Origin of the sequence: Marinobacter pelagius (genome assembly GCF_003315345.1) — a bacterium.
Classification (GTDB): Bacteria; Pseudomonadota; Gammaproteobacteria; order Pseudomonadales; family Oleiphilaceae; genus Marinobacter; species Marinobacter pelagius_A.
Genome location: NZ_QNRO01000001.1, coordinates 356269 through 371090, shown reverse-complemented (window position 1 = coordinate 371090; position 14822 = coordinate 356269). Strand labels below are relative to the sequence as shown.

Below are 14822 nucleotides of genomic sequence, written 5' to 3'. Positions count from 1 at the left end.
TTGGATGTAAATCCCTGTAGTCGGTTAACAAGAGTTCGGCGTCCATTGCTTGCTCCTTCGCTATCCTTGATTGTCCTGCTTACAAAAGAAATGACAGGGTTGTTCCGCAGGCTATTGCGGGCGCATAAGGCATTCGCAACCCTGCAGCCTCGCCCTCTTCAGGGGCTATGTAAGTCGGTTGTAAGTAGGCAAGAGATAAAAACATTGACCAATACCGACGGGCCATCACAAATAGCCCGCCTTTCCAGGCAATAAACGCCAAGGCAAAAACTCCGCCGACAAGCAGTGTCAAAACAGCACTTAAAAAGACGGCATTGGGGCCAATCAGAGCACCAACACTGGCGAGAAGCTTGACATCCCCCGCGCCAAGCGCCGCAAAAAAATAGAGTGGAAGGAAACATAACAGGCCAACAAACAGCCCCATTAGCGCAAACCCCACTCCTTGCCATTGGGCTCCGATACTGTGCAAAGTTATCCCAAGCACAACCATTGATAAGGTTAAAACGTTCGGGATACGGCGAGTAGAAAAGTCGAAATAAACCGCCCCAAGCAGTCCGAACAGGAGAGTTGTCGCTATTAAAAGACTAAGTTGATCCATGCTTCCTCCCACGAACCGTTTGCAACATCAGAGGAGGGGAAACCCCCTCCTCTGGTCTAAGTCACGCCAAATCAATCACACTCACGCTGGTACGACTATTTTCTTCGCAATGGTGTCGATCACAGTAGCGACGTTCCCACCTAGCAACGTGAATGCGGCTACCGCACCCAGAACAATGAGTGCTCCAGCCACCGCATACTCGGACAGCTCCAAACCTTCCTCATCCCGAAGAAACGCAACTACTTTTTCCTTGAAGTTTTTCATCTCATAACTCCTGCAGTCGTTAGACATACTTCCTTGATGGCACAGCGCCATCTCCGTGCGCTGTAGTTTCAGCATAAGAAGTTATTCAGAAGTCAGTTAGGAGTATTCCGGCGAAACAATAGGAGGATTTTGCAAAAGGAGGATCCTGGAAGCCGCAAGAATACGCACAGGCAATTCCGGGTTAATCAGACGTGGCCTTGTGGACGCGCCTGTCAGAGCTCCAGGGATTTGTACAGAGAAAGCTGGGGTGAGGCAGTCGCCTCTTCTCGCAGGGCATTGCACTTGTGGCGGTACTGGCTGGGTGTCATGCCGATATGACGCTGGAACATCCGGGTGAAATGGGAGGCATCATGGAAGCCCACCGCCCAGCACACATCAATTACGGAGGCACTGTTGTTCTGTAGCAGCTCGGTCGCCTTCTCGATCCGGCGCCGGACGATGAACTCCTGGAAGGTTATGCCATGGGCCCGTTTAAAGGCACGGCTTAACTGGTAGCTGTTGCTGCCGCAGAGCTCGGCAATGTCCGCCTGCATCAGCTTTTCGGAGAGATGCTGCTCAATGAAGGCAACAGCTGACTCGACAATCTTTTCTTCGCAATTGTGTTTCTTGAAGCGGGCGTCATCGGGAAGAGGCTGGGACTTGAGGATTGTGGTCCGTTCGGAGCGATCCCTGCGATTACCGACCAGCTTTTCCAGCCTCTGCAGGGAATCCAGCACGCTGTCCATCTGCACCGGTTTGACAAAGTAGTCCCACACACGACTACGGAGGGCCCATACCGCCAGGGCCTCCGAGTGCTGCTGGGTGAACATCACCACAGGCACAGAGGTGTGCTCCTGCTTGGCCTCGCTCAGCAAGGACAGGCTGGATATGTCCGGAAAATCGAACTCGAAACAGCTGATCACACGGTTATGGCTGGCATATACCGAACCCAGATCTTCCTTCGCGGAAACTCTGACTATCGGAAAGTGCCGCTCAATTACCCTGACGACCTCCGGGTCCGCCCCATACTGCGTGGCGTCCACCAGCACAACAGTAGCTCTCTCCATCCCGCCATTTCCCCTTTTTCTTGATTCTTGGGTTTCCAGCTCCGTCTGGACCTGGTGGGATTAACATGTATTTCTGTTAATAAATTGGTGAGGTAATACAAACTAATAGGAAAGGCAAGTGTACACGTCAAGAAAGCAGGCACATTTTATTGCAGCGTTTTGTAACCGGGATGGGGAGGAACGAATGTGAATAGGAGGATGGACAGGCATGAAAATGGGGTCAGATGAAAAGCTTGCTTTTCATCTGACCCCGACCCCTGGTCTGACTCCGCGTCAGGACTAACCCAGGTTCTTCTTCATGAACTTCTGGATTTCCCCGACGATACCACTGCGGAAGGCGAGCACCGTCAAAACAAATACCCCACCGAGGATGGGATCCACCCAGTCTCTCAATGGCCCCTGGGATAACTGGTATTCAACATTGACTACAAAGGTCGCACCGACCACCGGGCCCAGCAGGGTGCCCATGCCGCCCACAAGGGTCATCAGGATGACTTCACCGGACATGTGCCAGTGGGCATCGTTCAGGGATGCAAGCTGGAACACCACGGATTTCATGGAGCCCGCAAGCCCTGCAAGTGCCGCCGAGATCACGAACGCCAGTACCTTGTAACGATCCACCTTGTAACCCAGGGACACGGCCCGGGGTTCGTTCTGCTTGATGGCCTTGAGCACCTGTCCGAAGGGACTTCCCACCACTCGCTGAACCAGGAAGTAGCAGGCAATGAACACCGTCAGCACGAAATAGTACATGTTCAGGTTGTTATCGAGACTGATCAGTCCGAACAGTTCGCCACGCGGAATACCGTGCATGCCATCTTCACCGCCGGTGAATTCCGACTGAACGAAGAAGAAAAACACCAGTTGGGCCAGGGCCAGGGTCACCATCGCGAAATAGATGCCCTGCCGGCGGATGGAAATCAGCGCGAAGGCCAGCCCCAGCAAGGTTGCCACCAGGGTTCCGGCGAGAATCCCCACTTCGGTTGTCAGGCCCGGCATATTGCTGAGCAGATAGCCGGTGGTATAGCCGCCGGCGGCCAGGAAGGCAGCATGGCCGAAGGAAAGCAGGCCGGTAAAGCCGAACAGCAGGTTGAACGCGACGGCGAACAGTGCGAAGCACAGGATTTTCATCAGGAAAACGGGGTACATCAGAAACGGCGCAACCAGCAGGAGCAGCAACAGTACTCCGTTTGCCATCAGCCGCTTGCGGTCGTCCGCTTTTTGCTGTTCGAGGATGGCCTGGTGGATTTCGGCCTGATTGACGGGCTGAGTCATGTTATGCCTCCTTTCCAAACAAACCGGTGGGCCGAATCAACAATACAACGACCATAACCAGGAAAATCACGGCCGACGAAGCGGGGGGATAGAAAGTCTTGGTCAGGCCCTCAACCACCCCCATGAGCACGCCTGTGATAATGGCGCCCCCGATGGAGCCCATTCCACCAATAACCACCACGGCAAAGACCACGATGAGAATGTGGGACCCCATCACCGGAGTCACCGAATAGATGGGTGCGGCGAGTACACCGGCAAAGGCGGCAAGCATGACACCGAAACCGTAGGTCAGGCTCACCAGCAATGGCACGTTTATACCGAAGCCCTGCATCAGCTGCGCATCCTCAGTGCCCGCGCGCAGATAGGAACCGAGCTTGGTCTTCTCGATCATGAACCAGGTTCCGAAGCACACCAGCAGCGCAACCACGATGACCCAGGCCCGGTAATAAGGCAGGAACATGAAACCGAGATTCATGCCTCCCTGGAAGGTATCCGGCATGGAATACCGCAGGCCGGACACCCCGAAAAAGTTGGTCAGCACACCCTGCAACATGAGGGCCACACCGAATGTCAGCAGCAGGCTGTAAATGTGATCCTGGCCTGCAATCCTGCGTAGCAGGAAATACTCAATCACGACCCCGACAAGCCCCACCAGCACCGGCGCCAGAAACAGCGCGACCCAGTAGTTGATCCCCAGGTAGTCGAACAGGAGAACGGTGCACATGGCGCCCAGCATATACATGGCACCGTGGGCGAAGTTGATAATCTTGAGCAATCCGAAAATCACCGCCAGACCAAGACTCAACAGGGCGTAGAAGGCGCCATTGATAATACCGATCAATAGCTGGCCCCAGAGCACAGCGAGAGGGACGCCGAAAATCATGGACATGTTGCTAACTCCAAAAGCAGCACAGACGTTTTTATTGGACTTTTCGTCTCTGCAGGTTCCCGGGTACTCCCCGCACCAGGGCGGGGAGTTCCGTTCTTGCAGCCTTGCTTAGTTGTTTACCAGTTTGCACTTGCTCTCGGAGAGCGGGCGGTAGGCTTCCTCGGCCGGAATGGTACGAACGATATCGTAGAGGTCCCATTCGCCGGTGGACTCTTCCGGAGTCTTCACCTGGGCCAGGTACATGTCATGCACCATACGTCCGTCCTCGCGGATACGACCGTTCTTGGCGAACATGTCGTTGATGGGGGTTTCCATCATCTGCTTGCGGACGGTCTGGGCGTCGTCAGAACCGGTCGCTTCCACCGCCTTCAGGTATTGCATGGTACTGGAGTAGATACCCGCGTGCACCATGGTCGGCCGGGCGCCGGTTGCTTCCAGGAAGCGATCAGCCCATGCGCGGGTCTCATCGTTCATGTCCCAGTACCAGCCGGTGGTCAGCTGCAGCCCCTGGGCCACTTCAGTACCCAGTGCGTGTACATCACTGAGGAATACAACGAGGCCGGCGATGGTCTGGCCCGCCTGGGTCACACCGAATTCTGCAGCGGTTGTGATGGCGTTGGTGGTATCGGCACCGGCGTTGGCGAGGGCGATAACATCAGCACCGGAAGCCTGGGCCTGCAGGATGAACGAGGAGAAATCCGGAGTCGGGAACGGATGACGGATGCTGCCGACGATTTCACCGCCGTTGGCTTCAACAACCCGGGTCACGTCCGCTTCCATGGCGTGGCCGAAGGCATAGTCCGCGGTCAGGATATACCAGGTCTTGCCGCCTTCCTGCACGATCGCAGTCGGAGTACCGATAGAGAGCGCGTAGGTGTCATATACGTAGTGAATGTGGTTGGGGGTGCAGTGCTCGTTGGTGATGCTGGAGGCGGCAGAACCGGACACCAGGCCCAGCTTGTCGTTCTCTTCCAGGATCTTGGTGGCCGCAATGGTGACGGATGAGGCAACGAGGCCACCGACCATGTCGACACCCTCATTCTCCACCCAGCGACGCACGGTGCTGGAGGCTACATCCGGGCTGTTACGGTCATCGGCGCTGACCACCTCGATCTCGGCGCCCTTCACCTTGCCACCGAAATCGGCAATCGCCATCTCCATGGCCTTGAGACCATTCGGACCAGCCAGGTCACGATAAGTACCGGACATGTCGGCAAGATAACCGATCTTGACGGTATCACCGGAAATTTCGGCCTGGGCGCCACCCACCATGAGGGCTGAGGCAACGGCTGAGGTCAGAAGCTTTTTCATCATTGTCATTGTTGTATCTCCGCTACTGTACTTGCGTTGGTTCGGGTTGTTGTTGCTTTTCTACTCTCGTTCTATCCGGGTTACACTCCCAAATAGCTGTCCAGCACCGACTGTTTGGCACTTAGCTCATCGGCACGGATTTCCTCTACGATCTGGCCATGCTCGACCACGTAATGGCGGTCGGCCAATGGCGCAGCGAAGTGGAAATTCTGCTCCACCAGTACTATTGTCAGCCCCTTGTTTTTCAGGGCGGTCAGTACCTCCCCCAACTTCTCCACAATCACCGGGGCAAGGCCCTCGGTGATTTCGTCAAGCAGCAGCATGTTGGCTCCGGTACGCAGGATGCGCGCCATGGCCAACATCTGCTGTTCGCCGCCAGAAAGCTTGGTGCCCTGGCTGAACCGACGCTCGTAGAGATTCGGGAACATGGTGTAGATTTCTTCCAGGCTCATCCCGCCACTGCGCACCACCGGTGGCAGGGTCAGGTTTTCCTGAACGTTGAGTGACGAAAAAATGCCCCGATGTTCGGGGCAATACCCGACACCCAACCTGGCAATGTGATGGGGAGCGCAGGACATGGTCTCCTCCCCGTTGATCATGATAGAGCCGGTGCGACGACCCACCATGTTCATGATCGCTTTCAGGGTCGTGGTGCGGCCGGCGCCATTGCGCCCCAGCAGGGTCACCAGTTCACCACGGTGAACCACCATGTCGATGCCATGCAGGATATGGGACTCGCCATAGAAGGCGTGCAGTCCGGAAACCCGCAGCTGTTCGTATTCCTTGTCCGGTCCGTGGCTCATTGTGCGGCCTCCGCACTGGCAGGATTGGTGTCGGCGGCGCCCCGCTCTCCGCTGCCATCGGTGCCCATGTAGACTTCGCGTACACGGGGATCGGCCGAGACCGTTTCATAGTCGCCTTCGGTCAATACGGCACCCTGGGCCAGTACGGTAATGCGGTCACACAACTTGCTGACCACACTCAGGTTATGCTCCACCATCAGCACGGTCCGGCCCTTGGCAGCACTGCGCACCAGCTCGACCACACGGTCTACGTCCTCGCTGCCCATACCCTGGGTCGGTTCGTCGAGCAACAGGATTTCCGGCTCCATCGCCAGCGTGGTCGCCAGCTCCAGTGCCCGCTTCCGGCCGTAGGCCAACTCGACGGTGGTGGTATTGGCAAAACTGGTCAGCCCGACCGCGTCCAGCAATTCCATGGCGCGTTCGTTGAGCTTGTTCAGGCGGGCTCCGGATTGCCAGAAGCTGAAGGAGTTGCCTTCGAATGTCTGCAATGCAACGCGGATATTCTCCAGCGCGGTCATGTGCGGGAATACTGCCGATATCTGGAAGGAGCGAACCACCCCCTTGCGGGCGATGGCGGCGGACTTCAGGGAGGTGATGTCCTCGCCTTTATAGAGGATCTGCCCCCTGGTCGGGATCAGGAACTTGGTCAGGAGATTGAAAACCGTGGTCTTGCCGGCACCATTGGGGCCGATCAGCGCATGGATATCGCCTTTACGGATCTTGAGGTTGACGTCATCGACGGCGACGAACCCCTTGAACTCCTTGACCAGGTTACGGGTCTCGAGAACGTACTGTTCACTCATGAGCCACTATACCCTTTGTTATTGTTGTACTTCTGAATTAACTACAGAGTAGATTGACGTATACGTAAACGTCAATACCTAATTTCTGTATTTTTCCGGGGGAATCGAATAGGTCATGGTGGAATGCGCCACCGGCTCCTCCACCCCCTCGGAATAGACAAACACTTCCCCGACACCCATGGTCCGCCCCACCTTCAAAAGGTTGGCGCGGGCCCAGATGGCGGCATGGGCCGCCGGCTTCCTGAGGAAGTTGATGTTCAGGTTGGTAGTCACCGCGAGGGGCACCAACCCGATCTTGCTGAGCAGGGCGGCGTACATGGTTACGTCCGCCAGCCCCATCATCGCAGGCCCGGAGACAGTGCCTCCGGGCCGCAGGTGCTCCTCGTCCACCTCCAGGCGCATCTCGGCCCAGCCGTCCCCGAGCTTCTGCAGGGTGCCGAATGCCTCACCCTGCGGAAACTGCTCCTCGAGGAACGCCTGAAGCTCTTCGAAGGTGATGATCATGCGTCGACTTCGTCCTTGGCACGGTTACGGAGTACGAATCGCTGGATCTTGCCGCTCGGGGTCTTCGGCAGCTCATCCACGAACTCGATCTCCCGCGGGAAGGCGTGGGTGGACAGGCGACGACGGACCAGTTCCTGGAGCTCGTCCTTCAGGGCCTGGTCATCAGCCGGCTCCTGACCACTCTTGATGACCACGTAAGCCTTGATAATAGCACCCCGTTTCTCATCCGGCTTCGCCACCACACCCGATTCGGCGACGGCGGCGTGCTCAAGCAGAGTGCTCTCCACGTCGGCGGGGCCAACCCGGTAACCGGCGGTGGTAATGATGTCGTCATCACGACCACTGAAGGAGAAGCTGCCGTCACCGTGGCAGATCACCATGTCACCGGTGAGGTAGTAACCGTTCACAAACGGATCTTTCTCACCCCAGGTGTAGCCATCAAAGTGGAACAGCGGAGATGCTTTCACATCCACAGCCAGCTGGCCGATCTCGCCCTCGCCTACTTCCTCGTTCTTCTCGTTCAGCGCAACCACCTTGTGGCCCGGTGAGGAATAACCCATGGAGCCTTCGCGCACCGGATGCTCCAGACCATGGAAGTTGCAGCAGGTCATGCCGGTCTCGGTCTGGCCATAATGGTCCTTGACCGGGCAGAAATGACGATTCTTGATCCAGTTGACCACCTCCGGATTCAAAGGTTCACCGGCGCTGCTGCACACGCGCAGTCCCAGGTTCTCGCCTTCCGGCAGCACCTGATCGTTGGCCTTGAGCAGGCGATAGGCCGTGGGAGCCGCCGCCAGGTTGGTGATCTTGTACTTGCGGATCATGTCGTAGGTGGATTCGGGGGTGAAGGCACCGGGGTTGAAGTGGGTGGCGTGGCCCATCATCAGCGGGCCGACCACCGCGTAGTAAAGACCGTAGGCCCAGCCCGGATCGGCCACGTTCCAGAACACATCGTCATCACGCAGGTCGATGGCGTACTTCATGTAAACGTAAAACGCGAGCAGTGCCTTCGCGGGCACCGCAACACCTTTCGCCTTGCCGACGGTGCCGGAGGTGAACATCTGCAGGAACGGATCGGAACCCTTGATCATCACCGGCTCGAACTGGTCGGACTGCTGTGCCAGAGTTTCCTCGAAATCCTGGACATCGGCGCCGGTCTCACTGGCATTAACGCACAGCACCGGGGCACAGTTCTTCACTTCGGTGAGCTTCGGGTAGTTGGCAGGGTCAGTGACAACAAGCTTGGTGCCTGCACGCTCGAGGCGATACTCGATGGCGCCCGAGCCAAACGCGGTAAACAGCGGCTGGTAGACCGCGCCAGCCCGGAGGGCACCGGCAATAACAATCAGCAGTTCCGGGCCTCGGGGCAACAGGCCGGCAACCCGGTCACCCTTGCCGATTCCCCGGGATTTCAGATAGTTGGCAAAGCGGGCGGAGGCGGCCTTGAGCTCCGCAAACGTCAGGGTGCCATCACCACCGTCTGCAGTTTCGTAGAACAGGGCGACCTTCTGGGGGTCGGTGGCCCACTTGTCGCAGATCTCGTGGCATACGTTCAAGCCGCTATCAAGACGTCCGTCCAGGATGTCCGCTTCCAGAGCGGCTGCATCAAAGTTGTTGTACACATCGGTGTATTTCGGAAGGCTCATCGTGAACTCCTGTTGTTTTTATCTTTGACTGCACAGGCCCAAGGTTTAGCACAGGCTTCACTTTACGTAAAGGTAAACCTTAGACTAATAGCCCGCCCGTTTGCGGTCGTTTTATCACGTCATCCGCAAACGGGCCGGTAGATCAGGACTTTGGCGTAATATCACCTTTATGGCGGGCTGAAAGGATATGATGGAGGCCGTCACAGTCCACCATCGGGTCATCGCAGTTCACCACGATATCGGAGCGGGCGATCACGTAGCCCTTGCCGGTAATGCTGTTTTTCACTACCTGGTACTCGCCCTCGGTTTCCACCGAGGTGAACTCGCCGATAAAGCCGGTTTCCCTCAGGGAGACAGTCTCCAGCTTGTCGCCAGGGCGGATCCTGCCTTCGTAATTCATCAGTGCCAGGCGGGCCGAGGTGCCGGTGCCCGTGGTGCTGCGACAGATGACCCCGGGATGCACATAGGTAGCCGAGCGAGACCGGTAATAACCCTCCGCAACGTGCTCCTCCGGCCCCATGAAGTGCAGGAACGGCAGCGGGCCGACATCACCCAGGGTGTAATGGGAGAAACCCCGCTCCGCCTGGATGGCCTCAACGATGGCATGGGCGGTTTCCGCCAGTTTCCGCTCTTCGTCCAGGGTCAGATCGAAGCCCAGCTCTTTCGCATCCACCAAGGCGTAGAAGCCACCACTGTAGGCGACACTGTAGGTCACATTGCCCAGAGAAGGCACTTCAATGCTGGCTTTGTAGGTGTGAATATAGCTGGGCAGCCCCTCGCAGGTGATTGCTTCGACCACGCCGTCATGCACAGTGGCCTCGATCTGAACCAGTCCGGCCGGCGACTCCAGCATGAAGCTCTGCTTGCCCTCCTGCTTGGGCACGATACCGGCTTCGAGCACGGCGGTGGCGGTGCAGATGGTGTTGGAACCGGAATAGATCGGGTAACCCATCACCTCCATGATGATGTAACCGGCTGCCGCACGCGGATCCGTGGCCGGCACCAGCAGGTCCACCGACATTTCCGGAATACCGTAGGGCTCCTCGAGCAGCAGTTTCCGGAGGCCGTCGGCGTCATCCCGCAGGTACTCCATCTGGGCACGCACGGTGTCGCCGGGCAACAGGTCAATGCCGCCGGTCACGATCCGGCTGACGTCGCCGCCGGCATGGGTATCGATCAACTGAATGGTCAGCTCCGGCTTCATCAGGCGTTCTCCAGGGCGTAGGGTTTACCGTGTTCTTCCCACTGGGCGTCGGGAACGATCACGATCTTGCCGAGATAATTACTGCCCCGGTTAACAAAGTACTCCTCAGCCCGATGCAGATCCGAGAGCCGGAAGGCTCCGTGCAGAACCGGTTTGAGCTGGCCGCCCCGGATCCAGGCCATTAGCTGTTCCGCCTCCTCCCGGGTGCCGTGGGAGACACCGAAAATCTGCACCTGGTAGAGATAGATGCGCGTCCAGAGTATTTCGCTGATGTTACCGCCGCTGGCGCCGGCAATGCTCAGCCGCGGGTAGGTGGCGCGGGCATTCATATCGAAGATCATGGTGTCGATGAAGCGATCGGTCATCTCGCCGCCCACCAGGTCCATGACCGCATCAATGGGCTTGCCTCCGGTCTGCTCCTTCACCCGCTCCTCGAAGCTGTCCATGTTCGAGCGATCCAGCACGGCTTCGGCACCCAGGGCCATTAGCGCGTCCGCCTTGTCCATCTTGCTGAGAGCATAGGGGATCGCCCCCATGATGCGGCACAACTGGATCAGCGCAGTACCTACGCCGCCGCTGGCGCCGGTGACCAGCACCCGCTCCCCTGCCCGGATATTGGCCGAGGTCAGCATGTGCATGGCGGTCTGGTAGGAACACATGCCCATGGCCGCCAGCTCCGCATCGGACAACTCAGAATTCGGAATGTGATGGAACTGATCGGAGGGCAATGCGACGTATTCGGCAAAACCGCCGTCCGCGCCATGGCCGTAGTAGTCCGGAGTGAGGTTGATGTCCCGTCTACCATCGGCATAGATGTTGAAATCCAGCAGCCCGCGCTCTCCGATGCGATTCTCATCAACCCCATCACCGACAGCGACTACCCGACCGGCAATATCGGCGCCCTGGATACGGGGAAAGGTCAGGGTTGGCTTGCCACCCATCTTGAAGGAGGTCATCTCGCCCTTTTTGGTGGGATAGAGCCCCTCCCTCGCCTTGCGATCGGTGTTGTTCTTGGCGGTTGCCGTCACCCGGACCAGGACCTGGCCCGGTCCCGGTTGAGGGGTGGCAACGTCGTGGTATTCGAGCTTGTCGATATCACCGTGACCGGTAAGAACCATGGCTTTCATGGTGTTCGGGATCATGGATGGGGAATCCTCCCTGGTCTGCTGAATTTGGGGTATCCAGTCAGGATAGGTGAGATTCCCGGGCGTGTCAGGGAGTGTTGCGGGTATCCATTATTTGCCTTTAGACGGAAATCACTACCCCCAGATAACGATGCGTTTCACGTTCTGACCTGTTCCGGCAAATCCGGTGATCGGGCCTCAACAGTGGTGCCGCTGCCCGGTGCACCCCCGGAATTCATCCGTACCAGGGGGCCCGAGACGGTGACACCACCTGGGTCTACCTTCACAAAACTGCCGCCGGCCTTGAGAGTGACTTCGGCTCCGGCCTCGATGATGATTTTCAGCCCGGCCTTGTGGTGAATCTCGGTGCCCACCTCCACCAGCTGATTTCCGCCCTGTTTGCTGTAGTGATTGCCGTTGGTGGTCAGGCAGTAGTCGGCACCGAAACTTTCCCGGAATTCACCGTTCACCGTGAGATGGCTGTCGCCTTTAATATGGCTGAAGTGATTGTTGCCGACTGTACGGTGACTGTCGTTCTTGATGACCTCGGTACGATTGTGCTCGGTGAGCAGGTCCAGGTCTTTCTGGGCGTGAATGTAGATCTGCTCTTCTCCAGCCTCGTCCTCAAAGCGCAGTTCGTTGCTTCCCTCGCCCTTGTGGGTCTTGGTTTTCAGGGTGGTGCGGGTCTTATGCGCCGGTAGCTCGTACGGTGGCTGATTGGTGGCGTGGTAGGTTCGGCCGGTGATGATCGGCTGGTCCGGATCGCCGTCCAGGAAGCTGACGATCACTTCGTGGCCGATCCTCGGCAGAGCCATGAAACCATATTGGCCGCCGGCCCAGCCTTGGCTGACTCTTAACCAGGCACTGCTGTGTTCGTCGTTCTTCCCGCTCTCTACCTCGCTTGGCCGCAGGCGCCGATCCCACGGCAACCGGACCTTCACCCGGCCGTGTTCGTCGCAGTGGATTTCCTCGCCCTCCGGGCCGGTGACGATGGCGATCTGGGGGCCATCCATGAGAGGTTTGTGCGTGCTCCTCGGTCGCCAGGTTCTGTCCGCCGGAACCACGTTGAAAAAGTTGTGGTAAGTGGTCGGTTGCTGGCCGCTCTCCTCTTCCAGGGCCTGGGGTTGCTTGCCGGTGTGGGTGACGGCGGTGATTAACCACTCCCGGTTCAGGGCTTCGTTGTCGTGGTCAGTGAGCGGGAGTCTGGCGCCGGGGGTGAAATCCGGTCGGTTGCTTTCGCCATGGCCGGTGGAGGCATCGTTTCTCAGGGCGTCCAGGCGGGCCCGGGTGAAGGGCTGGCCACTGGCATCGGTTTTGTAGCGGCCGGGGTAGTCGTAGTGCTGGTAGTCTTCGCGGTGGTTCAGGTTAGCCGCGCCCTGTTCGTGCATCAGGGCGTAGGCGGGATTTTTGAAGGTGTAGTCCTTGAGGGCCACCGAGGCGGCGCGGACCCGCTCCTGGTATTGGAAGCGGAAGATGCACGGCTGCCGGATGCTGCCCCCGGCTTGGCTATTGTAAGTTGCCGACTCCAGTTTCGGGGCATCGCCGTGATGATCGGCAAAGATCAGAGCGGGTCGCTCTTCCCCGTCCACGCTGCCGTGCTGGTAGCGGTAGCGCCAGCCTTCTTCCGCCGCCAGCCTCTCGATAAAGGCCAGGTCGCTTTCCCGGTGCTGGACGCAGTACTCCCGTTCCTCGGGGGCACGTTTCAGGTCGAAGATCGTCTCCACGATGCCCCGCTCTTCCAGCAAGGTGCGGATGATCGTATCGGTACCCTGGGACTGAAAGATGCGGCTGTTGTGCATCAGGCCCAGGCGCCACAGCGGGGGCTGGAAGACGACTTCGTATCGGGTGCGGCGGTGGCCGGTATCACCCCGGGCGAATTCGTTGACCACGCCGGTGAAGCGGCGCAGGGGTTGGCCGTCCTGCCAGACCATCAGGTCGACGGGTTGTTCCAGCATGGCGTCGGCAGAAACATCGGGGTCGGTACTGGCCAGCTCCAGTCGGCCCTGGAACAGCTCGGAGAGGCTCTCGGTCAGCGCAAAGGCGACCACGGCGAAATGATCAGAGGGGAAGTCACCGACACGGGCGGTGAACTGCAGTCCGCTTGCCTGGGGCATGTCTTCAGTCCTTGAAGATGGGGTTGTCCGTTGTATCCGCGGGAGATGGTGCCATCGGATCCTTGATGGGGAGCCCGCGAAGTTGGGAAAGGTACCAGCGTGTTTGGAGAAAATCCAGAGTTTGGGGGTGGGATTGAAGATGGGGTCAGATGAACGAGATCATCAGACCCCTGAGCATGCATGGCCTTGGGGTCTGAAGAACGCTTTCTTCTGACCCCGACTTCTCCCGGTAGCTTTGGGTTAAGGTGAACTTGGGGTCAGATGAAGGTTTTCATCAGACCCCTGAGGCTGGACTGACCCCGTTTTCACCGGTTCACCCTCCCCAATCACTCGGGCTTATAAAGCCGCTGGATACTGGAGAAATCCAGCTCGCCGTTGCCCTGTCCGGCGTGGAGCTGGAACAGGTTGCGGGCCAGGGCGCCCATGGGGATGGAAGCCTGGTTCTTGACGGCGTTGTCGAAGGCGAGGCCCAGGTCCTTGGTCATCAGGTTGACCAGGAAGCCGCCCTGGTAGTCGCGGGAGGCGGGTGCACCTTCCATGACACCCGGCCAGGGGTTGTAGACGTTCAGGGCCCAGTTGCCGCCGGAGCTCTGCTTCATGATCTCGGAGAGGACGGCAGGGTCCAGGCCGTTTCGCACACCCAGGGCCAGTGCCTCACTGGTACCGGCCATCAGGATCGCCAGCAGCATGTTGTTGCAGATTTTGGCGACTTGGCCGGAGCCGTGGGGGCCTGCGTGGAAGATGTTCTTGCCCATGGCCTCGAGGATCGGCTTGGCGCGGTTGAAGGTGCTTTCCTCACCGCCGCAGATGAAGGTCAGGGTACCGGCCTTGGCACCACCGACACCACCGGAGACCGGGGCGTCAATGAAATCCAGGTTCTTTGCAGAAGCCGCTTCGGCAACACCACGGGCCGTTTCCGGCGCGATGGTGGAGGAATCGATGACCAGGGTTCCTGCCGGCAGCTTGGCCAGCAGGCCGTCGTCGCCGAGGTAAACCGCTTCCACGTGCTTGCCGGCCGGCAGCATGGTGATCACGCACTCCGCGCCCTGGGCGGCTGCTTCAGCGGTGTCCGCGGTTTTGGCACCCTCGCCCACCAGGGCTTCGACCGCCGCTTTGGACAGATCGAACACCGTTACGTCGTGGCCGGCATTGACCAGGTTTGAGGCCATGGGGCCACCCATGTTGCCCAGACCGATAAAGGTAATCTTTGCCATATCTCTTCCCCTTGTTGTTGTATTCCG

At 58.5% G+C, this 14822-nt stretch carries 14 protein-coding genes; all 14 read right to left on the bottom strand.

The window, feature by feature from the left end; all coding sequences use genetic code 11:
• Window positions 1–79 precede the first annotated feature (79 nt).
• On the bottom strand, window positions 80–598 hold the full coding sequence (locus DET50_RS01850) for an A24 family peptidase (RefSeq protein WP_113861172.1): 519 nt from the start codon (window positions 596–598) through the stop codon (window positions 80–82).
• Between the two features lie 81 nt (window positions 599–679).
• Window positions 680–862, bottom strand: coding sequence for a Flp family type IVb pilin (locus DET50_RS01845; RefSeq protein ID WP_113861262.1), 183 nt, complete (start codon window positions 860–862; stop codon window positions 680–682).
• 212 nt (window positions 863–1074) lie between these two features.
• The gene (locus DET50_RS01840; RefSeq protein WP_113861171.1) at window positions 1075–1908 is read right to left on the bottom strand and encodes an AraC family transcriptional regulator; all 834 of its coding nucleotides are present in this window, start codon (window positions 1906–1908) and stop codon (window positions 1075–1077) included.
• 279 nt (window positions 1909–2187) lie between these two features.
• The gene (locus DET50_RS01835) at window positions 2188–3183 is read right to left on the bottom strand and encodes a branched-chain amino acid ABC transporter permease (RefSeq protein WP_113861170.1); all 996 of its coding nucleotides are present in this window, start codon (window positions 3181–3183) and stop codon (window positions 2188–2190) included.
• A 1-nt stretch (window position 3184) separates the two neighbouring features.
• Complete coding sequence (locus tag DET50_RS01830; protein ID WP_113861169.1) at window positions 3185–4072, bottom strand: branched-chain amino acid ABC transporter permease; 888 nt, start codon at window positions 4070–4072, stop codon at window positions 3185–3187.
• 108 nt (window positions 4073–4180) lie between these two features.
• Window positions 4181–5392 (bottom strand): ABC transporter substrate-binding protein, encoded by a 1212-nt coding sequence (locus DET50_RS01825; RefSeq protein WP_113861168.1) that lies wholly within the window; start codon window positions 5390–5392, stop codon window positions 4181–4183.
• A 71-nt stretch (window positions 5393–5463) separates the two neighbouring features.
• Window positions 5464–6186 (bottom strand): ABC transporter ATP-binding protein, encoded by a 723-nt coding sequence (locus DET50_RS01820; RefSeq protein WP_113861167.1) that lies wholly within the window; start codon window positions 6184–6186, stop codon window positions 5464–5466.
• Window positions 6183–6989, bottom strand: a complete 807-nt coding sequence (locus DET50_RS01815) for an ABC transporter ATP-binding protein (protein WP_113861166.1) — start codon at window positions 6987–6989, stop codon at window positions 6183–6185. Before DET50_RS01815 ends, DET50_RS01820 begins: the two co-directional genes overlap by 4 nt.
• Window positions 6990–7067: 78 nt before the next feature.
• Window positions 7068–7493 (bottom strand): PaaI family thioesterase, encoded by a 426-nt coding sequence (locus tag DET50_RS01810; protein ID WP_092006667.1) that lies wholly within the window; start codon window positions 7491–7493, stop codon window positions 7068–7070.
• Window positions 7490–9139 carry an AMP-binding protein gene (locus DET50_RS01805; RefSeq protein WP_113861165.1) on the bottom strand — a complete coding sequence of 550 codons (1650 nt, stop codon included), beginning with the start codon at window positions 9137–9139 and terminating at the stop codon, window positions 7490–7492. The genes DET50_RS01810 and DET50_RS01805 overlap by 4 nt, the downstream gene beginning before the upstream one ends.
• Before the next feature lie 142 nt (window positions 9140–9281).
• Window positions 9282–10343: a proline racemase family protein gene (locus DET50_RS01800; protein ID WP_113861164.1), complete on the bottom strand. Its 1062-nt coding sequence runs from the start codon at window positions 10341–10343 to the stop codon at window positions 9282–9284.
• Window positions 10343–11485: a zinc-binding dehydrogenase gene (locus DET50_RS01795; RefSeq protein ID WP_113861163.1), complete on the bottom strand. Its 1143-nt coding sequence runs from the start codon at window positions 11483–11485 to the stop codon at window positions 10343–10345. The genes DET50_RS01800 and DET50_RS01795 overlap by 1 nt, the downstream gene beginning before the upstream one ends.
• 140 nt (window positions 11486–11625) lie before the next feature.
• Window positions 11626–13581 carry a type VI secretion system Vgr family protein gene (locus tag DET50_RS01790; protein WP_113861162.1) on the bottom strand — a complete coding sequence of 652 codons (1956 nt, stop codon included), beginning with the start codon at window positions 13579–13581 and terminating at the stop codon, window positions 11626–11628.
• Between the two features lie 326 nt (window positions 13582–13907).
• A complete protein-coding gene (gene mmsB, locus DET50_RS01785; RefSeq protein ID WP_113861161.1) occupies window positions 13908–14795 on the bottom strand; it encodes a 3-hydroxyisobutyrate dehydrogenase in 888 nt (295 codons plus the stop codon).
• Window positions 14796–14822 lie beyond the last annotated feature (27 nt).